The sequence below is a fragment of the Vitiosangium sp. GDMCC 1.1324 genome (assembly GCF_003044305.1).
GTDB lineage: Bacteria > Myxococcota > Myxococcia > Myxococcales > Myxococcaceae > Archangium.
On sequence record NZ_PZOX01000014.1, the window covers coordinates 94,424 to 117,467 of the forward strand.

Annotated in this window: 12 protein-coding genes; 6 read left to right on the top strand and 6 right to left on the bottom strand. The window is 68.3% G+C overall.

The window, feature by feature from the left end; translation table 11 throughout:
• The first annotated feature begins 209 nt into the window (after positions 1-209).
• Entirely contained in the window at positions 210-647 is a 438-nt protein-coding gene (locus tag DAT35_RS34165; RefSeq protein WP_108073101.1) for a hypothetical protein, read from the top strand.
• 91 nt (positions 648-738) lie between these two features.
• Positions 739-1,758, top strand: a complete 1,020-nt coding sequence (locus DAT35_RS34170; protein ID WP_108073103.1) for a type VI immunity family protein — start codon at positions 739-741, stop codon at positions 1,756-1,758.
• A 227-nt stretch (positions 1,759-1,985) separates the two neighbouring features.
• Here DAT35_RS34170 and DAT35_RS34175 read toward each other — a convergent pair whose 3' ends face one another.
• The 3 genes from DAT35_RS34175 to DAT35_RS34185 are packed head-to-tail and all read right to left on the bottom strand — an operon-like array spanning position 1,986 to position 6,393.
• Positions 1,986-2,981: a hypothetical protein gene (locus DAT35_RS34175; protein ID WP_108073105.1), complete on the bottom strand. Its 996-nt coding sequence runs from the start codon at positions 2,979-2,981 to the stop codon at positions 1,986-1,988.
• 32 nt (positions 2,982-3,013) lie between these two features.
• Entirely contained in the window at positions 3,014-3,541 is a 528-nt protein-coding gene (locus DAT35_RS34180; protein ID WP_108073107.1) for a (2Fe-2S)-binding protein, read from the bottom strand.
• Positions 3,538-6,393, bottom strand: a complete 2,856-nt coding sequence (locus tag DAT35_RS34185) for a xanthine dehydrogenase family protein molybdopterin-binding subunit (RefSeq protein ID WP_158502020.1) — start codon at positions 6,391-6,393, stop codon at positions 3,538-3,540. The genes DAT35_RS34180 and DAT35_RS34185 overlap by 4 nt, the downstream gene beginning before the upstream one ends.
• Positions 6,394-6,546: 153 nt before the next feature.
• Here DAT35_RS34185 and DAT35_RS34190 point away from each other — a divergent pair, with 153 nt between their 5' ends.
• Positions 6,547-7,521: a sterol desaturase family protein gene (locus DAT35_RS34190; protein WP_158502021.1), complete on the top strand. Its 975-nt coding sequence runs from the start codon at positions 6,547-6,549 to the stop codon at positions 7,519-7,521.
• 3 nt (positions 7,522-7,524) lie between these two features.
• Here the strand turns inward: DAT35_RS34190 and DAT35_RS34195 are convergent, their stop codons facing one another.
• Positions 7,525-8,430 (bottom strand): ATP-grasp domain-containing protein, encoded by a 906-nt coding sequence (locus DAT35_RS34195; RefSeq protein WP_233261889.1) that lies wholly within the window; start codon positions 8,428-8,430, stop codon positions 7,525-7,527.
• Between the two features lie 235 nt (positions 8,431-8,665).
• Positions 8,666-15,211, bottom strand: a complete 6,546-nt coding sequence (locus DAT35_RS34200) for an IPT/TIG domain-containing protein (protein ID WP_108073115.1) — start codon at positions 15,209-15,211, stop codon at positions 8,666-8,668.
• A gap of 242 nt (positions 15,212-15,453) precedes the next feature.
• Between DAT35_RS34200 and DAT35_RS34205 the strand changes: the two genes are divergently transcribed.
• Positions 15,454-16,263 carry an intradiol ring-cleavage dioxygenase gene (locus DAT35_RS34205; protein WP_108073120.1) on the top strand — a complete coding sequence of 270 codons (810 nt, stop codon included), beginning with the start codon at positions 15,454-15,456 and terminating at the stop codon, positions 16,261-16,263.
• Positions 16,264-16,318: 55 nt separating this feature from the next.
• Here DAT35_RS34205 and DAT35_RS34210 read toward each other — a convergent pair whose 3' ends face one another.
• Positions 16,319-17,635 carry a GNAT family N-acetyltransferase gene (locus tag DAT35_RS34210; protein ID WP_108073123.1) on the bottom strand — a complete coding sequence of 439 codons (1,317 nt, stop codon included), beginning with the start codon at positions 17,633-17,635 and terminating at the stop codon, positions 16,319-16,321.
• 151 nt (positions 17,636-17,786) lie between these two features.
• On the opposite strand from DAT35_RS34210, the gene DAT35_RS34215 reads away from it, so the two are divergent.
• On the top strand, positions 17,787-20,282 hold the full coding sequence (locus tag DAT35_RS34215; protein ID WP_108073126.1) for an esterase-like activity of phytase family protein: 2,496 nt from the start codon (positions 17,787-17,789) through the stop codon (positions 20,280-20,282).
• Between the two features lie 127 nt (positions 20,283-20,409).
• Positions 20,410-23,022, top strand: coding sequence for a substrate-binding domain-containing protein (locus DAT35_RS34220; RefSeq protein WP_158502022.1), 2,613 nt, complete (start codon positions 20,410-20,412; stop codon positions 23,020-23,022).
• Positions 23,023-23,044: the final 22 nt, after the last annotated feature.

The window sequence follows — 23,044 nt, forward strand, 5'->3', positions numbered from 1 at the left end:
TCTGCCTTTCCTGCTCCACGACCCCATATGCGCCGCACGGCTCGCTGCCCATAGACCACCCAGCGAGCGTCCAACCTCGAGCCACATGGAGCGCTCCGCACACCAGCTCACGGTCCCAGTTCAACCAGTCTTGTGGCGCGGCATGCGGCGCCCCAGTCAATGCAAGCACTGGCGAAATCCTCGCGCCGGCAGTGTCCCGGGCTGGTCAGGTGGTCGAGAAAATCCGTCAAGCCACCGAGGCCATCCAGGGCTTCCTCACGGTCAGTCGGTTTCTCGACGTGGATCAGAAGAAGGTGGTCGAGGACATCCTCGTCTTGTGCGTGAGGGAGGCCAACACAAAGGTGGACGAGGAACTCTTCGGAAAGGGGCGCGCACTGCCTGATTCCGAGTGCGGCAAGGAGCCAACCGTCAAGGATAAGCTCGCGCCCACCTGGCGGAGACATCTCGGAAAGCTGAAGCACGCCGCCGCCTTCGAGTGTATCCAGCGTCGGCTCTCAGAGAAGTTCCCCAACAACTTCTCAATCGAGCCGCGCCTTCGAAAGGATGACATCACCAAGGAGGTGCTGCTCACCTTCAGTGCATCTACGACCTCAAGTTTCCATGCGGTTACGACGTGGGTACCAATCCGTGGACTCCCGAGGTCGTAGCGCAGATAGAGTCCTACGGACGCCTTGGTGGTGAGTGCCCTCCCGCCCTGGTTACCCCGCAGCAAGCCATCGTTCGCCAGTAGAGAAGCCCATGATTTCCATCCGCCCGCGAGTCCGAATCCCAGGACCCATCCGATATACGTCGTGGACTCCCGAGACAGGCGAAGGTGCGAATAACTGGGACCGCCTCATTGCTCGTGACGTCGTGCGTATTGTCTTCTTCGTGCCCCACGACAACTACGACATCGCCACCGAGATCTCCCACGCTCTTGACAGCTACCTCCACGCTGTCAACGCCTACCCGGTCGCTCTCTCGCAATACACTTGCTGCTACTGGGAACCGGGCAAGCTCGATGACAAAGGCTGGGAGCTCATACGGGCCACCCTGAACCCGCGAGAGCGCCGATACGCTGATGAATACACACGCGACGAGGCCTTCTATCCCCTGAAGGACGGTGCAGATCCCTACTTTGGCATCTACGGCCAGCAAGACAGCGGCTTCTCCTTCGAATATCACGCTCGGATTCCTTGGAGAGAGGCACCAGCTAGCAGAGCGAGTGTCTTCCGCGCGACCCTGCCCACGGAGTACCTCGAGGAACGAGGAGCGGGCTTCGTGCGTGAGCTTGTTCTCGACTTGGCCTCTCGTCTTCCATTCGCCTCCGGACATGCGGGACTTGCTCTTGACGTCGCATATCCCAGACTCAGTCGGCTGGATGCGCTGCGCCCACTGATCTTCCGTCATCCTGGATTCGATATTCGCGATGCCGGCATTCGCGACGAGATGGGCATCAAGGTGGATGGCGTCCACTGGATGAACTTCCTCGGCCAGCCCGTACTTGCCGAGTTGGGTGGAGCTGCGGGACTTCGCGCCCAGCTCCAGTCCCCCTCCACGGACGTGCGGGAGTTGGGCGACGGGCGCGTTCTCGTGACCCTGGGGTCAGAGCCCGAAGCGGGAGACCTGGCCCAGGGCGAAACTCTCCCCGCCTACCGCGAACTCGCGAGGGTGTTGGAGCCCTGGCAGGAGCCATTCCCTTGGGACCATCTCCGAGACCAGGGTAAAGCCGCCGACGAAGAGGAGTGGCGCCTCTGGTGGCGCCGATTCCTCGACTAGCTCCCGAGCCGCGAGCACCCGGATCAGAAGCTCCGCTGGAGCCCCCGGTGTGGCCCTGGCCAGGGCGGTAGTACGAATCTCCCTCCGCAGCGCCACCAGCTCGCCCGTGCCGAGCAGCAGCTCCGGCTGCCAGTCTCCGGGACGGATGAGGACCGTCCCCGGGTAGTCTCCACACAACATCTGCCTTCAGTTGCGAGTCCAGGGCGCCGCGCATGTCGGCCTGCGCTTCAGGGGCTGGCGCCGGTGATGGGCGTGGCGATGCAGCCAGGGGCCTTGGGATCCTTGCAGCACCGGGCGAGTTCCTGGACGCTGCGCCGGTAGGTGGTCTCCCACTGCTCCAGGGGCATGGAGAGCCCCGGCGGCATCCAATGCGAGTTCGGGTAGAGCAGCCCCCACGAATCCAGGTACGGGCTGAGCGACTCGCCCACGGACTCATACATGGCCGTCGTGCAGGTGTGCAGCGAGCCGATGCGGTGGCAGCCCGTGCACGTGTTGCCCCGCGTGGAGAGCGCGAGCGGCTTGGGCCACTTCTTGAAATCCTCGCCAATGTCATTGGCGTACCAGCCGAGCGGATCCCTCGGCATCTTGCCGGTCTGTCCGATGAGCGGGCTGTACATGAATGGATCACTGTCATGACACGAGCCGCAATTGCTGGCGGCCGTCTTGACGGGCGGGTTCCAGAAGTCGCGCGCGGCCACCTTCCCCGGGGGCGGTGTCGCCTCCTCGGGGGAAGGAACGCGCCGCCCGTCCAGCCCCTTGTCCGGCGACAGCGGGTTGGGCGCGAGTGCCTGGAACCAGCACGTGCTGCCCGTCTCCACATTGTGCGAGATGAGGTCCACCTCGTCATAGAGGTAGCTGTCCGCCGGGCGGATCTTCTTCTGACGGCAGTAGGCGCTGATCTGCACCTTGCCATCGTCTCGCAGCACCAGCGCCCGTGAGCCTGGAATGCATTGCCCGTCGGTGTTCTCGCCCTCGCCAGGAGGCAGGAGCGAGGGCCGATCGCACGTCATCTGGGGAACGTAGGCGGCGGGGACCTTGCCGTTGACGGTGATGGGGACGTTCGTGCCCGTGCGGCAGTCGAACGAGGGAATGGGTCCGATCTTCTCGGCGCACTCCCGGGCATAGGGCAGCAGCTCTTGTTGCGCCCGTGCCCCCGGTGCGAGCAGCACCAGCAGCCAGCAGGCACCAAGGCGGAGGAAGGGTATCGGTCTGGACCAGCGCATGGGGGAACGGGCGCCTCCCTGGAGTCGAGTGCTCACCGCTGAATCAACCCGGGCGTGCCCAGGATGACCTTGCGGATGGCGGCGTAGTAACGGGCGTAACCAGTGCATCGGCAGATGTGGCTACCGCAGGCGTCCTGGATGGCCGCCTCCAGCCCGTCCAGGGGGATGGGCCTGGCGCGCAGCTGCTCCATCAGCATGTTCGTGGCCATCAGGAAGCCGGGGGTGCAGTAGCCACATTGGAAGGCGAACTCGTCGAGGAAGGCCTGTTGGAGGGCACTCGGGCCCTTGGGCCCCGCCAGACCCTCCACGGTGGTGATGGACTGTCCATTGAGCTCGCCCACGGGCGTCGAGCACGCGAGCGTCGGCACCGCGTGCGCCTGGGGAACCCGGCATGCGGCGACCGTGCACGCGCGGCAGACGCCGATGCCGCAGCTGAACTTGGTACCCGTCAGCGACAGCTCCTCGTGCAGGAAGTCCACCAGCGGCAGCGAGGCCGGCACCTTGCGGGTATATGTCTTGCCATTGACCGTGAGGGTCACATTGACGAGGGGGGCGCTCATGAGCGGAGGGACTCCAGGATTCTGGCCGGGGTGATGGGCAGCGAGCGGAAGCGGCGTTGGGTGGCATCGGCGACGGCGTTGGCGATCGCCGGGGCAATCGGGCACAGCACCGCCTCGGCGATTCCCTTGGGGTGATCCTCCGGCGGTGGCAGGGGCGGCAGCAGGTTCAGCTTCAGCCGTCCCAACGGCAGGTCTCCGGCCAATGCCACCTTGTAGCGGTCCAGGTTCCAGTTGCCCTCGCCCGCGCCTCCCTCGCCCAGCGGGAGTTGCTCGAGCAACGCGTAGCCGATGCCCATGGCCACCGCGCCCTCGGACTGGCCGCTGACCAGCTCGGGCTGGATGATGCGCCCCGCGTCGAGGAAGGTCTGGACCTCGACGACCTGGACGCGGCCCGAGGTGGGGTTGATCTCCACCGCCACCAGGGCACCCGAGGGCGAGTAGAGGCTGCGCCCGTAGGAGGCGCTCTCGGTGGTGGGCGCGACGACGTTCTTGCGCTCGTGCCACTGCCACTGGACGGCGCGGGCCTGCCGTGTGCACAGCCCGTCGATGGGCCATGTCCAGGTGGAGCCCTCCAGCGTGTAGTCCGCCTCCACCCAGCGTGCCTGGTAGAGAGCGTGCACCATGGCTCCCGCCACCCCGTTGTCCGCGTGGAGCCGGGCGGCGATGTCCGCCAATGCCAGGCGCGGCAGCTCCTTCGCCACCAGGAAGCCGTCTTCCCAGCGCGTCTCCTCCGCCTTCAGCGGGTTGCCGGGCGCCAGCCCCCAGAGCTTCCGGGCCGCGGGGAACAGCCCCGTGGTGAACAGCACGCGGCTGGCCTGCTCGATGGCGTGGACCTGCTGGAAGGCGGTGATGCACGCGCTCGAAGACATGGAGTAGCTCTTCGTGTAGTGCGGATTGTCCCAGGGGCTGCCGCCCCGCTCGGGGGTGGGCCGCTCGTTGCGCCTCAGCAGTTGCGAGGAATTGGAGAGGAGGAAGGCTTCGTGTGGCAGCTGCGCGGCCGCGGCCTGGGCGAGTTTGGAGTTGCCACCCTGGGGTTGCTGTGCGGCGTTGACGAAGCCGAGCACGTCGAAGAACTCCACCTGTCCCATGTCCGCACGCGAGGCGTTGGTTCCAAGGTAGCGCGCGGTGCTGATGGCCAGCGAGGTGGCCGAGCCGTTGCCCATGTCCACGCAGTTGGTGGTCAGCCGGAGAGCGCCCTGGGCATCGATCTCGACCGCGGCCATCACCCCGTCCGCACCCGTGCCATAGGCCTGGTTGGTCAACGCGAAGCCGACCCCATAGAGCAGTCCCTGTTTCTGGCGCTTCGCCTTCTCCTCCTTGCGCTGGGTCCACAGTTCCTGCTTCCGGGCCATCTGGCAGATCTCCGCCAGACGCAGGGGATGCGCGAACGGAGCGCCCGTCACGGAGTGGTCCCCCTGGGCCAGCGCGTTCTGCTCGCGCAACTCGATGGGGTCCCGGCGCAGCGCGAGGGCGATCTCGTCCATCATGGACTCGACGGCGAAGAAGGCCTGCGGCCCACCGAAGCCTCGCATGGAGCCCGCCACCACGCCGACGGAGGGCTGGGCGAGCGCGTCGATGGCCACCCGAGGCACCTTGTAGCCCCCGCCCCCGCAGTAGCCCGCGAGCTGGGCGACCCATTGGCTGTAGTTGTTCTGGCCGCCGGCCAGCAGCGAGAGCTGACTGACGACGGCCTGGAGCCGGCCCTGGCCATCCACCGCGATGGTCTGGGCCATCTTCGCCCCGAGCTGCTTGATGCCGCCCTGGAACTGCTCGAAGCGGTCATAGGCGATGCGCACCGGGCCCTCGGCATAGGTGGCCGCCAGGAGCATGAGGATGGGAAAGAGAGACACATCCCGCCCGCCGAAGCCTCCCCCCGGGTAGCAGGAATTGAGCACCACGGTCTGCACGTTGAGCGGACCCTGGGAGTGGGCCGAGAAGAGGCTGAAGGCGTCCGAGAGATCGCCGTTGGTGCTCTGGGTGCCCAGCACCAGGTGCATGCGCTTGTTGGCCCGGTCGAACCACGCCAGGCCCGCCTCGGGCTCCATGAACATCGGATCGAGCACCTGGGTTTCGTAGGTGGCCTCGAACGTCTTCCAGCCCGCCGTCTTCAGCTCCTGCTGGATGAGGCCACGGACCTTCGTGGCCTCCTTGTCCGCCAGCGTGGCCGTCGAGTAGGGGTCACTCGAGCCGTTCTTCACCTGGGAGAACTGAACCCCCTTCGAATCGCTGTAGTACGTGAGGTAGGTGGGCGGGCTGTAGGCCGCATAGGCGGTGGGCTGCGGGACGGGAGGACCGTACTGGAGCACCTGCCGGTTGAAGCGCAGCAGCCGCGAGGCCTCTCGGTAGATGGATGGGTTCTCGAAGATGAGCAGGGCCACCGGCTGTCCGAGGTAGGTGGGCACCTGATTCAAGGCCGCCAGGAACGTCTTCTGCCGCGGGGCGGGCGCCGAGGTGCTCGACGGCATCTGGAGACCATCGCGGACCAGGTCCTCCGCCGTGACGACTCGCATGGGCTGCAGCTCGGGCGGCAGCATGGACAGGTCGATGGCGAGGAGGTTGCGATCCGCGGAGGTCGCTCGCAGGAGCATGACCTGGCGCTCGGTGGTGGGCCACCCCTTCATGTCCCGAGCACGGAAGTCGCGTGCGTAGATCTTCTGCCCGGTGACCTTGGGAAGCCCCTCGATGCGGTAGCGCGCCTTGCCCGGAGCTCCCATCCAGCCCGAGCCGCTCGGCTGGGTCTTCTCCGCACGTTGGGCCATCGACGGCAGCGCGTTGAAGATGACGGTGAGTCCTCCCGCCGCGGCGGCCGATTTGAGGAACTGCCTGCGGGTGAAAACGAAGTGATCGGTCAAGGAGTGCTCCCTCCGCCCGAAAGCGAACACTCCGAGTGAACAGGGTCAAGAACCGGGTGTATGTATTGGTTGAATGGAAACACTTGCCAGGCCACCAGGCACACAGCGCCCAGCGGCCCGGTCACCGTGAACCTTCGGGTAGCATCGCGGCGCATGGAACCCACTGCCCTCCCCGGCGCCACACCCTCCTGTGATGCCCGTCCTGAGCATCGGTGGGGGCACGGGGTCTTCCGGCACCTCTTCGTCCCGGCAGTGCTCGCGCTCTCGGCCGCGTCGTGGGCCTTTCACGAACAGGGGGCACGCTTCCTCAAGGCCTCGTCCATCCCGCTCGATTTCACCTCGGCGGTGTTGCTCCTCTCGATTGTCCTCCTCTGGTGCGCCGAGCAGGCGTATCCGGCCAATCCGGACTGGAACTACCGGCTGCTCGCCGAGGGCGAGCGCGGCTGGAGCGGCTGGCAGCGTCTGGGCCGCGACCTGCTGTATCTGTTCGTCATCACCCAGGTGACCACGCTCCTCGTCTTCCTCACGTCCATCCAGGTCGAGTCAGGGCTGAAGTCGCGGGGCTTCGGATTCGGAATCTCACATTCCCTCTGGCCGGACGCCCTGCCCTTTCCCGTCCGAGTCCTCCTCGTCTTCCTGCTGATGGAGCTGTCCTCCTACTGGCTTCACCGCGCGGCACACCGTTTTGGCTTTCTGTGGCGGTTTCACAGCACCCACCATGCCGTCACCGAGCTCACGGCGCTCAAGGCGTTGCGAACCCATCCCCTGGACAACGTCCTGTTCTATCTCGCCCGGTACGTCCCCTTGCTCCTGCTCGGCGCGGGCTCCGAGGAAGTCGTCACCGTCGTCTACTTCGGAGCCATCCTCAGCCTGCTCGCGCACAGCAACATCGATGTCGCGGAGGGTGTACTCGGCCTCGTGGTCAACCTGCCCCACTACCACTCGGTACACCACGCCGCCGACCTGGCCGCGAGCCAGTCCAACTTCGGGTGCCACACCATTCTCTGGGATCGCCTCTTCGGCACGTTTCAACGGCCCGCGGAGGGAGCCCGGCCCCTGGGCATGCAACCGGTGGGACCGCGCACCCTGTGGCAGGAGCTCATCGCCCCCCTCTACCGCGCACCGTAGCGCTCACCGTTCCACGCCCAGCAACGCCGCGAACAGGTCGCGTGGGTCCATGCTCGCGGGAAGCCCGGAGACACCTCCATCGTTCACCTCGACCACGGCCCACTGGCCGCTCTCTAGCATCGCGACGTCCATCGTGAAGAAGCGCGCGTCGATCCTCCGGGCGAGCCGCTCGAAGGCGGAGAAGTCCGGCACGTCGACATCGAAATCGTGGGTGGACTCCGCCGCCAGCAGCCTCCCGCTTCCGAAGAACAGCCGGAACTCGAGGTGCGCGGGCCCGCTCGGCGTCTGCCCCCGGACCTTGAAGGGCAGGAAGCGCCTGACGACGAACCCCCGCTCGAAGCGCTCGCCTCGCTCCTCGAGCAGCACGCCGCAGATCCGCTCGAAGTCCGCTCGCGTGGCTCCGGCCGGAACGAAGCACGCCTCGGCCCAGCGCTCCTTCGCCGACTTCACGTGGTCCTTGACGATCCACGGTGACGGTCCCAGCGCCTGCGCGGCTTCCCACGCCTCCGAGGGGTCCGTGCCCTCCGTCCAGACGGAGCGCGCCGTATATCCCTTGAGCCGCGGGTACCAGTTCGGCAGGTAGTGGGCCGCCGCGTACTGCGCGGGGGTCGTCATCAGCTCGTGGCCAAGCGCCCCGAGCGCCTCGTCGAGCGCTTCGTACTCCTCGCCCGTGAGCATCCATCCCCGGTAGAGCAGCCGCAGATGGCCCCGTTCGGGAATGGTGGCGCACGCGCGCTCCGGGTCGTCCTCGAGCAGGGCAGCCAGGTCGAGCTGGAAGGTATCGATTCCCAGCGCGTCGGCCGCGTCCGCCTCCGTGTCGAAGGAATCGGATTGATGCGGGTTGCGGCCGAACACGATGGCCTGCCTGATGCGGGAACGTCCTCCAGCACGCGAAGCCAGCGGCATCATGAACCTCTCGTCAGGGGGTGGGCTCCCCCAGACGGAGGCTGACGCCAGGGCTGACAAAGACAAACAGGTGGCTTTTCGCGGCGATGGCCAGCGTCGCGGCGCGACTTCCGGCCTTCAAGGAGGCCCGACGCGGCCCGCTCCGGAAGACTGACAAATCATTGCCGGCCGCTCGCTGAGCAACAAGGGCCTGGAGCCACGAGCCGGTTCCAGGCCCTTCGCATTCACAGCCGTGGGCTCACCACCGCGAAGCCCTCCGACGCAGCCGCAGCGCCAGGCCGAGCAGGAGGAACGGCGCGGCCCCCGGCAGGCCGGGGACTCCCGCGCAACCACCACACCCCTCTCCGTTGCCTTCGCCCTCGCCCTCGCCCGGCCGCGACTCCTCCGTATAAGTGAAGCCCCCGTCCAGACGGCCGTTGGCTCCACCTGGGTTGAGGACGACCACATCCACCGTCTCCGGCGTGGCGTGGGGAGGCGTGATGGCCGTGAGAGAGGTCGAGCTGGCCACGACGACGTTCGTGGCATCCACCCCTCCGAGCGTCACCCGGGCGTTGGGGGCGAAGTTGATACCTCGAACGGTGATGACGGTCCCCCCCTTCGTGGAGCCGGTGTTGGGGCTGACGGAGGAGACCACCGGGGGCCCGTCCACCTCGTAGAGGAAAGCTCCCGCCTGGACTGCCCGGCCCCCATCCGAATTGATGACCTCCACGTCCACTCGGCCCGGCTCGTGGGCCGGCGAGACGGCACTGATGGAGGTGCCGCTCACCACGAGCACCGAGGTGGCCGCCACGCCTCCGAAGCGCACGGTGGCGCCCGGCGCGAAGCCCGAGCCCCGCAGGGTGACCGATGTGCCGCCGCTCGACGGGCCCGCGGCCGGCGAGACGGAGGAGAGGACCGGGGGAGGCGCCGCCTCATAGGTGAACGCCCCCGCCAACGTCGCCCCCTGCCCATCCGGATTGGTGACGGTGACGTCCACCCGTCCCGCCACGTGGGCCGGCGTGGTGGCCGTGAGGGAGCTCGGGCTCGCCACCTCCACCACCGGGGCCGCCACACCGCCGAACGTCACGCGGGCGCCCGGCGCGAAACCGCTGCCGCTGAGCGTCACCACCGTCCCTCCGTTGCCCGAGCCGAGCCCCGGAGAGAGCCCCACGAGCGTGGGGGCCGGAGCCACCTCGTACGTGAAGCCCTCGAGCAGGGCGCCCTCCTGTCCATCGGTGTTGCGCACCACCACCGCCACCCTGCCCGGCGCATGCGGCGGGACGAGCGCGGAGAGCGAGGTGTCACTGGTGACGGTGACACTGCTGGCGGCCACGCCGCCGAAGCGCACCGAGGCCCCCGGGCCGAAGCCGGTCCCCGTGACGGTCACCCGCGCCCCTCCTGTCGAGAGGCCACTGCCCGGGGCCACCGAGACGACCGTGGGCGGAGGCGGCACGTCGTAGGTGAAGGCCCCCGCCAGGGTGGCGCCCTGCCCATCCGCGTTGCGCACCACCACGTCCACCTTGCCCGGCGCGTGCGCGGGCGTGGTCGCGGACAGGGACGTCGCGCTGGTCACGCTCACCGCCGTGGCCTCGACGTCCCCGAGGAGCACCCGGGCCCCCGGCGCGAAGCGGGCACCCGTGAGGGTGACGCGCGTGCCTCCCGTGGCGGGACCGTGCCCCGGATTGATGGCGGCCAGGGTCGGCGCCGGCACGGGCTCGTACGTGTAGGCCCCGGGCAGCGTGGCCAGCTGACCATCGGGGTTCCTCACCACCACGTCCACCGTGCCCGCCGCCCGAGCGCTCGTGGTCGCGGTGAGAAGGTTGGAGGCTTCCCACGTCACCTCGGTGGCGCTCGCACCGCCGATCAGCACCGTGGCACCCGGTGCGAAGTTGCTCCCCATGAGCGTGACGCGCATCCCGCCGGAGCTCGGGCCACTTCCGGGGCTGATGCCCGAGACGCTCGGCGCGGGAGCCGCGACGTACCTGAACCCATTCTCCAGAGTGCCGGTCTGCCCGTCGGGAGCCCTCACCACCACGTCCACCGTCCCCGGCGCATGCGCGGGCGTGGTCGCGGCGAGCGACGTGGCATCGTTCACATAGACGTCCGTGGCCGGCACCCCGCCGACGCGCACCGTGATGCCCGGGACGAAGTACCTGCCGGTGAGGAAGATCCGCGTGCCACCGTTGGACGTGCCCTCGCTGGGGCCGAGCCCCGTCACCACCGGCGCCGGGGACAGGCTGAAGGTGAAGGAGGCACCGAGCGTGGCCGTCTGCCCATCCGGGTTGCGCACCACCACGTCCACCTTCCCCGGAGCATGCGCGGGCGTGTACCCGGTGAGGGTGGAGGAATCGACCACGGTGACGCTCGTCGCGGTGGCGCCGCCCATGCTCACGGTGGCTCCGGGCGCGAAGTATCCGCCACGCAGGGTGAAGGACTCTCCACCCAAGGACATGCCGGTGTTCGGGCTCACGGACTCGAGGTACGGCGCACTGGAGGCGATGTACGTGAAGCCACCGCCCTGCGTGGCCGACTGCCCGTCCGCATTCTCCACCTCCACGTCCACGAGGCCCGGGGCATGCGCCGGCGTGAAGGCCGAGAGCGAGGTGGCACTGAGGACGGACACGCCCGCGGCCTCCGCCCCACCGAAGCGCACCTTCGCTCCGGTCCGGAAGCCCGAGCCGGAGATCGTCACGTATTCGCCCCCGTTGCTCTCGCCCCAATACGGGGTGACGAAGGAGACCACAGGCGGCGCCAGATAGGTGAAGCCCTTCGTGAGCGCCGCGGACTGCCCGTCGGGGTTGATGACCGCCACGTCCACGACCCCCGCCGCTTGCGCCGGAGCCGTGGCGGTGACGGTGTTGGCACCGACGACGGTCACGTCGGTGGCCTCGACGGAGCCCAGGGTCACCCGGACCCCCGCCACGAAGTTCGAGCCCGTGAGCGTAAGCGCACTCCCCCCTCGCGTCGGCCCGGAGCCCGGAGCGACGCCCGTGAGCACCGGCGCGGGAGCCTTCTCATACGTGAAGCCCCCACCCAGGGTGGCGCGGCTCCCGCTCGGGTTGGAGACCACCACGTCCACCACCCCCGCTGCGTGCGCCAGAGTCGTGGCGGTGAGGTGCTCGGCATCCGCCACGGTGACACCGCTCGCCGCCATGCCCCCAAAGGACACCGTGGCACCCGGCTCGAAGCCCGAGCCGGTGAGGCTCACCCGCGTCCCTCCGGTGGAGGGGCCGGACACCGGGCTGATGCCCGTGATGCGCGGCGGCGGCGCCAGCTCGAAATTGATCCACGCCGCGCCCATGGCACAGCGCACCAGGAGGGACCCGGACGCCGCAGACTCCGGCACGATGACCTGCATCCGCGTCCCCGTGTTGGAGAGGACCCTGGCTGCACTGGAGAGGCCGGGGAAGAGGGCCTGGCACCCGGACAGGTTCGTGCCAGACAGCTCGACGGTGGCACCCACCGCGGCCCGGGCGGGGCTGACGCCGGTGAGTGACACGACGCTCGCGGAGTCGATGATGAGGCTGGCCGAGGAGGTGGCGCTGCCCTGCGTGTTCACCACGGTGATGGGACCGGTGGTGGCTCCCAGAGGCACCACGACGAACAGCCGTGTGTCACTCCCGGTGTACGAGAAGAGCTCCGACTTCACGCCGTTGAAACGGACCTCGGTGAGCCCGGTGAAGCCGGAGCCTTCGAGCAGCACCTCCGTACCGGGGCCGGCCCGGGCCGGGGCGAAGCCGGTGAGGGAGGGAGCATTCACGGCCTGGAGGGTGAAGCTCTCCGCCGAGACCGCCATGCCACCGCTCGTATAGAGCACGATGGGACCCGAACGCCCACCCTTGGGGATGGTGACGACGACCTGCGTGTCGCCGAGGACCTTGTAGGAGCTCGAGATCCCCCCAGTCACGCTCGCCCAATAGGTACTGGCGAGGCCCGTACCGGTGACTGTCACCTGGGTGCCGGGCGGGCCGCTCGTGGGCGAGATGCGGGAAATGACCGGTCCCGGCACCACCGTGAAAGGCCGGCTCGACGTGGCGGTGCCCAGAGGGTTCTGCACCGAGATGGGACCCGAGGTCGCGCCCTCGGGTGCCCAGAGGTAGAGGGACGCGTCGGAGGCCACCCAGAACCGGGCCGGGGAGCCATTGAGGCGCACCTGGGTCGTCCCAGAGAAGCACCCTCCCTGCACCGTGATGGTCACGCTGTTCGGCCCACCGGATTCCGGAGAGAACCCGGTGATGAAGGGCGCACAACTGCTCACCACGGAGAAGTCCACGGAAGAGAGGGAGGTGCCCGCAGATCCGGAGAGCGTCACGGGCCCGGAGACCGCTCCGCCCGGCACATCGGCGGTCATCTGGGTATCGCTCAGCACCTCGAACCGGGAGGCGGAGATGTTTCCGAAGCGCACGGTGCTGGTACCGGTGAAGCCCGTGCCGGTGAGCGTCACCCGAGTCCCGACCGGGCCACTCGCCGGTGAGAGGCCTGTCACGGTGGGCGGTGGGAGCACCGTGAAGGAGGTGCTGGACGTGGCGCTGCCCACGGAGTTGATGACCTGGATGGGCCCGCTCGTGGCTCCGGGCGGCACCTGGACGGACAACGCGCCATCACTGGAGAGGGAGAAGTACCTCGCCGGGATGCCGTTGAAGCTCACCCGCGTGGTGCCGGTGAACCCCGAGCCGTAGAGGGAGACGAGCGTTTCGACGCCGCCCGCTGAAGGGCGGATGCTCGTGAGGGTGGGCGCGCTGCTGGCATCCACGACGAACTCATCCTCGGAGTAGCTGAAGGACGCGGCGATGAGCGTGATGCGCCCGGTGCTCGCCCCGAGTGGGACGAGGAGCTTCATCTCGGTGTCGCTGACCACCATGAAGGTCGCGTTCCGTGACGACTCAATCCGCACCTGGCGGACCCGAGTGAAACCGGTGCCGGTGAGCGTCACCGGGGTGCCGATGGTGCCATGCGTGGGAGTGAAGCCGGTAACGGCCGGCATCGAGAGCACGGTGAAGGGCGTGCTCGAGGTGACCGACCCCGCGCTGGTGACGACCCGGATGGGGCCGGTGCTGGCAGCGGCCGGCACGGACGCACTCAGCCGCCCATCGCCCGTGAGGGAGACGGATGACGCCGGGACTCCGTTGAACTCGACCCGGCTCACCCCGGTGAAAGACGACCCATCGATGATGACCTGGGTGCCCACCTCACCGCTCGCCGGGGAGAAACGGCCGACGGTGGGTACGGCACTGCCGAGCACCGTGAAGCTCTCCGTGGAGGTGAGCCACTGTCCCCCCACGGAGACCCGCAGCTGCCCCGACCTGGCGCCTGCCGGAACGATGGCGGTCAGCTGCGTGGCACTCACCAAGGTGACGAGTGCGTACTCGCTCCCGAACTGCACGGACGGCGACCCCGCGAAGCCGCTGCCGGTGAGCGTCACCACGGTCCCCACCGCGCCGCTCGCGGGGCTGAACCCGGTGAGCGTGGGCGTCGCCATGACGGTGAAAGGGGGCGACCCCACCTGCCCCTTCGTGTTCACCACGCGGAGGGGCCCACTGGTGGCACCGCTCGGAACGTTGACATAGAGATACGAGTCGCCACTGAGCGAGAAGTTCGTCGCGGGAGTGCCGTTGAAGCTGACCTCCGTGGTCCCGGTGAAGTTCGAACCCGTGAGGGTGACGCTGGTGCCGACCCAGCCGGTACTCGGAGAGAAGCTGCTCAGGCTGGGGCTACCGCTGCTCTGCACGGAGAAGGTGGAGCCGGAGGTGGCCCGTCCGCCCGGAGCGTCAACGCGGAAGGTTCCGCTCAGGGTCCCGGTCGGGATGGCGACGGTGAGCTGGGTATCGCTCTTGGGGGTGACGGTCAGCGAGGTGTTCCCCAATCGGACGTCCGTGGCACCGGTGAAGCCACTGCCGTTCAGGGTGACGACCGTACCGACAGGGCCGGACGTGGGACTGAAGCCGGTGATGCGCGGGGCGGGCAGGACGGTGAAGTCAGACGACGAGACCCCCACGCCCTGCGAGTTGTACACCCGGAGACGGCCGGTGGACGCGCCCGTGGGGACATAGGCGTAGAGGCTGGTGTCGCTCTGCACGTAGACCGAGGTGACATCGATCCCGTTGAAGCTCATCGCGGTGGCCCCCGTGAAGCCCGTCCCAGTGAGGGTGACGCGAGCCCCCTCGCCCGCGGAGGCCGGGCTGAAGGACGTGAGGGTGGGCACGGCACTGCTGAGCACGGTGAAGACACCCAGGGAGGAGTACCCTCCCGGCGTGTAGACCCGCAGCTCTCCGGTCGTCGCGCCCGGTGGAACCGTGGCGGTGATGCGGGTGCTGTCAACCACCGTGAAGGAGGTGGCGTCGTCCCCGTCGAAGGTGACCTCCGTCGCACCGTCCAGGTTCTTGCCGGTGAGGGTGACCGTGGTGCCGACGGTTCCATACTGCGGCGAGAAACCGGTGAGCTGCGGCTCTGGAATCACCGTGAAGGCGGTCGAGGAGCTCACCGAGCCCGCGTCCGTGACGATGGTGATGAGTCCGGAGGAAGCCCCAGAGGGCACATCCGCCGTCAGCCTTGTGTCGCCGCTGACCGTGAATTCGGCGGCCACTCCGTTGAAGCGCACCACTCGCGCCCCGGCGAGGCCGGTGCCGATCAGGGCGACGTTGCTCCACCCGGCCCTCCCACTCGCCGGGGTGAAGCTCGTGAGGATCGGCGCGGCCAGTTCCTGACGAGCCTCTCCCCGAGGTGCATCCGAGACCGGACGCGAGTCCCCACATCCCCCCAACACCAGCGCCGTGACTGCCAGGAAGAATCCCCAGAACCGAGACATGCCGTACTCCTCCGCGAGGGGTGCGCATCCTCGGGGTTCCAAGGAGGAAGATCCAGGCCAGATTGATGTCTGTCCAACACTGCTGCAGAGGAGTCCTTGACGCGAAGCGCCACTCGTGCGCGCCCGACGACAGCCCCATGAATTGCATATTTTTACAGAAATGATGGATTAACTTATTTTTCGGCTTAAGAGGTTCTTAAGGAAAGCCCCCTACTTTTGCCCGCATCCCCAAGGGAGGCGACATGAGCGGCGATAACCACAGTCACGACAAGGGCCTTGAGCACGATCTGAAAATCCTGGCGTTGCGACAGGACCGCAGACAAATCCTGCAGTGGATGGCCGGCGCCACGTTCCTGGCGGGTTGCGGCGTCGGCGCCGAGGGACTCGGCATCGGCGCCGATGGCACCGGCACCGACGAGCTGGCGAACTGCTCGACAATTCCCGAGGAGACCCAGGGGCCGTACCCGGGTGATGGTTCCAACGGGCCCAACGCGCTCTCGCTGTCGGGCATCGTGCGCAGTGACATCCGCTCGAGCATCGGCAGTGCGACCGGCACCGCGGCGGGTATCGTGCTCACGCTCAAGCTCACCCTGGTCAGCAGCACGCAGAGCTGCAATCCCCTGTCGGGCTACGCCATCTATGTCTGGCATTGCGACCGGGACGGCAAGTACTCGATGTATGACCTTCCCGCCCAGAACTATCTGCGCGGCGTGCAGGCGACGGACAGCAACGGGGTGGCGACCTTCACGACCATCTTCCCCGGTTGTTACGCCGGACGAGTGCCTCACATTCATTTCGAGATCTACCCCAGCCTCGCGAAGGCCACCTCGGCCGCCAACAAGATCAAGACCTCGCAGCTCGCCTTCCCGCTGGACGTGTGCAAGACGGCGTACGCCGCCACCGGGTACGCCACGAGCGCGACCAACCTCACCAAGGTCAGCTTCGCCACGGACATGGTGTTCAAGGACGGAACGTCCCTCCAGATGGCGAGCATCACGGGCAGCAACACGGCGGGATACATCGCCACCCTGCCGGTGGCCATCGCGGCGTAGCGCAGCAGGGATGGAGCGTCGGGCCTGGGGACTCAGCTGGGCCCGACGCGGGCGCTCACAACGAGAGGAACATCAATTCCTCATCGACATACGTCTCGCCAATCTTCAGGGCCTTCGGCTCCACGCCATAGCTCTGGAACCCCAACGACAGATAGAGACCCCGCGCCTGAGGGTTGTGCGCCACCGTCGCCAGCATCAGCCGCTCGACCCCCTCCATCTTCCGGGCCTCCTCGATGACGGCCGCCATCAGCCGCCGGCCCACGCCGCGCGAGCGGACCTCTTGCGCCACGTACATCCCCCACACCATGGCCTTGTGCGCCTGTTTCCGGCTCTCCTCGCGCCGCAGCCCCACCATGCCCACCAGCCTCGAGCCCTCGAAGGCGCCCAGCACCACCTGCACCCCCACGTTCCCCAGCCGCGCACGCACCACGTCCAGCGGCCGCGCCGCGTCCTCCTCGAGCGAGGCGCCGAACGCCTCCGGGTGCTCCCTCAGGGCCCGCAGCCGCAGCGCCCAGAAGGCCTCGACCTCCTCGGGGAGGATGCGGCGAATCGTGATGCCTCCCGATGCCGCCACGAGGCCCTCGGCCTCCAGCACCGCGGTGAAGCCCGCCACGAAGTCCGGGTAGCGGAGCCTCCAACCCAGTGCCTTGAGCCGGGCATTGGACACCGCCCGGTCCCCGCGCAGCGACTCGTGAAGGCTCTCCAGCGGCACCGTGGGCGGCAGCGGCAGACCCAGACGCTCGCACAGCCAGCCCACCGTCTCCCGTTGCGGGGCCGGGCGATCGTCCGCCACGCAGTAACTGGCTCCGGGCACGCCCAAGGCGAGCGCCACGCGGATGGCCTCCACCAGATCGTCCACGTGCACGCGGGAGATGCGCCCGCCCCCGCCCTCTGGCAGCCGGAGCGTGCCGGCCAGCAGCCGCGTGTGCGTGCCGCGCCCCGGACCGTAGATTCCAGCGATGCGCAGCACCACCGCCCCCAGCGCCCGATAGGGCGACTCCGAGTCGAAGCGGCCACGCGCCGTGGGCGAGGACATGTCCACCTGCGAGTCCTCGTCCACGAAACCCCGCGCGCCGCCGTAGACGCCGGTGGAGGACAGATACACCAGTCGCGCGGGAGGATGCCGGGCCAGGGCTTCGGTGATGCGCGAGTCCAGCCCGGCGTCAGGGGGAATGGACACGACCACCTCGGCTCCCGCAGTGCTCTCCAGCGCCTCCTCCAGTGAGGCGACACGGGCCCCCGCACGCTCCAATTGTTCACGGCGCGCGGAGTCACGGGTGACGGCCAGCACCTCGCGGCCCGAGCGGGCCTCCACCATCGCGAGCCGCGTGAGCGTGTACCCCGTTCCGAGCAGGATGAGCGAAGGTGTCATTCCTCCGCGATAACGGGACTGTGGGGGTGGCCGCAAGCCCGGCGAACGCAGCTCGAGCAGCCGCACGTCCTTCTGAAGCGCGCGGCGACGTGACGCAAACTCCACCTTCCCGCGACGGTGACGCCATACGTGTCCGGTACTCGCCGCGGGCATGAACTCCCACGCGTCTTCCTTCCGCCCAGCCACCTCGCGGTGGTTGCTGATGGGGCTGCTGGTCTCCGTCGCCAGCTGCGCCAACAACGAGCCCAGGCTGCCCGAGCCCGAGCCGCCCCCCGAGAAACCCCAGCTCTTTGGTCGCGCCGTGCTCCCGGCCGACACCTTCGCCGAGGGCCCCGCCTCGGGCGAGTTCTCCGGCACCAACAAGAACGGCGTCCAGATCCCCTTCGCGAAGCAGCCCGTGCAGGGCTTCTCCGCGGTGCTGGACAACCGGGACGGCTCGTACCTGGTGATGAGCGACAACGGCTACGGCTCGATGGAGAACTCGGCCGACTTCCACCTGCGCGTGTACACCGTGCGGCCCTCCTTCAAGTCGAAGCAGGGTGGCTCCGGCTCCCTGGCCGTGGAGAAGTTCTTCGAGCTGCGCGACCCGGACAAGAAGGTCCCCTTCGCCATCACGAACCACTTCACCGCCGAACGGGTCCTCACCGGCGCGGACTTCGACATCGAGTCCATGCAGCGCACCCAGGACGGCACCTTCTGGTTCGGTGACGAGTTCGGCCCCTTCCTGTTGCACACCGACAACACCGGCAAGTTGCTCGAGGCGCCCATTCCCCTGCCGGACTTCGAGAACGAGGGCCGTCAGTTGCGCGCGCCGCAGAACCCGTTCAGCGAGGAGGCCTCGGCCGTCCGGGTGATGAACGCGGTGCGCACCCACGCCCGCGCCCACGGCAACCGCAAGGCGCCCGTCTTCTCGCCCGCGTACGCCCTGATCGATGACGCCAACGCCGCGACCGGTGTGCCCAACCGCCTGGCCCCGCCCGCGGGCTCGGGAGTGGCGGCGTCCACCAGCGATATCTTCAACGTGGCCTCGCTGCACTCCGCCGGCTACCCCGTCGTTCCCTGGACGGTGAACGACCCGGCGGCGATGAAGGGCCTGCTCGCGCTCAAGGTCGACGGCATCATCAGCGACCAGTCGGATGTCCTCTTCCAGGCCGTGCGCGACTTCGACGCCAACGGAGACGGCACGCCCGGTGACTTCCTCGACGCGGACGGCCTCATCGACCGGACGAAGTTCGACGCCCAGGGCCATCGCGGCAGCCGCGGCCTGCGCCCGGAGAACACCCTGCCGGCCATGGAGGCGGGGCTCGACAACCTGGTGACCACGCTCGAGACCGATACCGGCATCAGCACCGATGGCATCCCGGTCCTCGACCACGACCCGCGCATCGAGGCCGCCAAGTGCCGCCGCGCCGATGGCACGCCCTACACGACGGCGGACCAGGTGCTGGTCAAGGACCTCACCGTGGCGCAGGTCCAGAACCAGTTCATCTGCGACCTGCTGCTCTACAAGGACCCGGGGCGCACGGTGCAGACCTATCCGGCCCAGTCGAACGACCGTTCGCTCTCGCCCGTGTCCGTGGCCTTCGCGGCGAACAAGGGCCTGCCGGATGCGTATACCAAGCCCACGCTGCAGAACCTCTTCGACTTCGTGAAGTTCTACGCGGAGTACTACAAGAGCGGCGCGGGTGCCTCGCATCCCAACGCGGTGAAGCGCGCCAGGAACGCCGAGCGCGTGCGCTTCAACATCGAGACGAAGATCAACCCGCGCGCCGCGTATGCCGCGCGCACCCTCGCCCCGGCCCCCTTCGCCGAAGCCGTGGTGAAGGTCATCCTCGACAACGGCATGGCCGAGCGCGCGGACGTGCAGAGCTTCGACTTCCGCTCGCTGCTCCACGTCCAGGAGAAGTACCCGCAGCTGCGCACCGTCTACCTCTTCGGGGACTCTCCGGTGTACGCGGACCCGAGCATCACGGGCTCGGACGAGGGCACCAACCTCCAGCCCGAGGGTGACCACACCACGCCGTGGCTCGGAGGATTGCCCTGGCCCTACCGCTCCACTGCGCCCGGCTTCACCTTCCGCGTGCTGGGCAGTGGCGGCTTCGAAGGCATGGCCCTCACCCCGGATGGAAAGAAGCTCCTGCCACTGCTGGAGAAGACGCTCGTCGGGGGCAAGAACAAGACCCTGCTCATCCACGAGTTCGACATCGAGAGCCGCCGCTACACCGGCGTGAAGTACGAGTACGTGCTCGAGGAGAAGGGCACCAACATCGGTGACTTCATCCTCGTGGACGACACGCACGGGCTGGTCATCGAGCGCGACGGCTTCGAGCGCGATCAGGCCGTCCACAAGGCCATCTTCGAGGTGAAGCTGACGGAGAATGGAAAGCCCGTGCAGAAGCGGCTCGCGGTGGACCTGATGAAGATCGCGGACCCGAATGGCATCTCCAGCGGCTCGGAGGGCCTGGGCGTGGGCGAGACCTTCTCCTTCCCCTTCACCACCATCGAGGACGTGGTCGTCTTCGACCGCCGGCACATCGGCGTCATCAATGACAACAACTACCCCTTCGGCGCCGGCCGCCGCGAGGGCAAGGCCGAGGAGACGGAGTTCATCGTCATCGACCTCGACCAGGAGCTGGGCAAGCTGTAGTTCCCATCTCCAAGGCGGTCCGCGCCGATGTGGTGCGGGCCGTCCTCTCTTACAGGGAGCGGGTTGTTGCAGAGCCGCCACCCGGGCTCCACTTCAAAGCAACCTGACAGGTCTACGTACCCAGCACATGGCTCCTGGAAACTCCGCCCTCCCTGTCACCCATGCGGAGCTCGGCAAGTACCTGCTGCTCGCCACATTGGGACGAGGCGGCATGGCCGAGGTGTACCTCGCGCTCGCACGCGGCCCGGTCGGCTTCAAGAAGCTCGTCGTCATCAAGAAGCTGCGCTCGGACCTGGCCGACCAGGCCCCCATGGTGGCCATGTTGCTGGACGAGGCGCGGCTGGCGGCTCGGCTCCACCACCCCAATGTCGTGCAGACCCTGGAGGTCGGCGAGAACGCCGCGGGCCACTTCATCGCCATGGAGTACCTGGACGGCCAGCCGCTCGACAAACTCATCCGCGCGACGCTCCACAGGGCCGACCGGCCCGGCCCCGCCTTCTGGGGCCGCCTCGTCGCCGACGCCCTCGCCGGACTCCACTACGCCCATGAGCTGCGCGACTTCGATGGCACGCCGCTCCACATCATCCACCGCGACGTCAGCCCTCATAACCTCTTCGTCACCTACGAGGGCGAGGTGAAGCTCGTCGACTTCGGCATCGCCAAGGCCGCGCTCTCCTCCAGCGAGGTGACGGAGGCGGGCCTCGTCAAAGGCAAGGTGGCCTACATGGCACCGGAACAGGCGCTGGGGCAGCCCATGGACCGGCGCGCCGACATCTTCGCCATGGGCGTGGTGCTCTGGGAGCTGCTTGCCGGCCAGCGCCTATGGCACGCCGACACCCCCGCGGCCACGCTGCAAAAGCTGATGCAGGAGCCCATTCCCTCGCTGTCGGCGCTCGTGCCGGGCCTGGACCCGCGGCTGGAGGCCATCTGCACGCGCGCGCTGGAGAAGGACCCGGCCCGGCGCTTCCCCACCGCGGGTCAGTTCCGCGAGGAGCTGGAGGCCGCGCTCGAGGGTCTGAGCCCGCGAGCACCGCGCCGGGACGAGATCGCCCGCACCCTCCAAGCCCTCTTCTCCGAAGAGCGCGCCAAGGTCGAGGAGCGCATCCAGCAGATGATGCGCTCGGCCCATGACGAGGACCTGGACCTGGACGTGACGGTCGAGGCAGAGCCCCTTGCGCCCGCCCTGCCCAGCCTCGTCACCCCGGCCAGCCGCAAGCAGCCCACCAACCCCTTCTCGCGCGCCCAGGCCCACACCGTCCCGTCCATTCCCAAGTCCGAGCCCACCACCCCTGCCCGGGCACCTGGGGCCTCGAGAAAGCGGGGGGTCCTCCTCACCGTGGCCGCCCTCACGCTGGTGCTGCTGGCCAGCGCCGCGGGGGTGGTGGGACTGCGTGACTCCGGTGGCAGGCCCCCAGCAGCAGTGGCGGTGGCCGCGCCCGCGCCCGCTGCCGAGCCCACTGCACGGCCGGACCCCATGGTCTCGGGCGAGCTGGTGCTCCGCATCTGCGGCTCCAACACCATCGGCGCGGAGCTGATGCCTGCCCTGGTGGAGTCCTTCCTCAAGCAGAAGGGGGCCAGCCAGATTTCGCGCGTGGCAGGCCTCCAGGCGGATCAGCTCTACATCTCGGCCCAGGTAGCGGGCCAACCCCGGCCGCAGCTCATCCGCATCGACGCGCAAGGCAGCGCCACCGCCTTCACGGGCCTGGCGGCGCATACGTGCGACCTGGGCATGGCCTCCCGCCCGGTGAAGGACGACGAGGCCGAGAAACTGAAGGCCGCGGGCCTCGGGGATGTACGGCTGCCCGGCGGCGAACACGTGCTGGCGCTCGACGGCATCGCCGTCATCGTCCACCCGGCCAACCCCGTGCGCGAGCTGACGGTGGGGCAGCTCCACGGCATCTTCACCGGCCGGCTCAAGGACTGGTCCGAGGTAGGAGGCACAGCGGGGCCCATCGGCCTCTACGCGCGCGACGACAAATCCGGCACCTTCGACACCTTCCAGAACCTGGTCCTCCACAAGGACAAGCTGCCCGGTGGTGCGAAGCGGTATGAGGACAGCAACAAGCTGTCGGATGACGTGGCGGGAGATCCCTCGGGTATTGGCTTCATTGGCGTGGCCTACGTGCGCAACGCGAAGGCGCTGGCGGTGGCCAGTGGAGAGGCCTCCGCGACGTTCCCCTCGGCCTTCACCGTCAACACCGAGAGCTACGCCCTCGCCCGCCGCCTGTACCTCTACACGCCGGTGGGCACCCGGGTGCCGCTGATGTCCAATCTGGTGGGCTTCGCGCTGTCCCCGGCGGGCCAGGAGGTGGTGCGTGCGCAGGGCTTCGTGGACCTGTCCGTCGAGGCCCAGGTGGTGGAAGCCTGCACCCGGTGCTCGCCGAAGTACCGGCAGCTCGTGAAGGGGGCCCGGCGGCTCAACCTGGACTTCCGCTTCCGCACCGACGGCGACACGCTGGACTCACGAGGCCAGCGTGACCTGGAGCGGCTGGTGCTCTTCCTGCGGGGCCATTCTGGCAAGCGGCTGCTGCTGCTGGGCTTCTCCGACGCGGGAGAGGACCCGGCCGCCAGCCACAAGCTCTCGCTGGAGTGGGCCAGGCGGGTGGGCACGGAGCTCTCGGCGCGCGGCGTCCATGCCGCGGAGGTGCGGGGCTTCGGCGCGGAGATGCCCGTGGCGCCCAACACGGAACCGGCCGGCCGCGAGCGCAACCGGCGTGTCGAGGTCTGGCTCGAAGGCTGAGGCTCCCCGACGGACGCGCGGT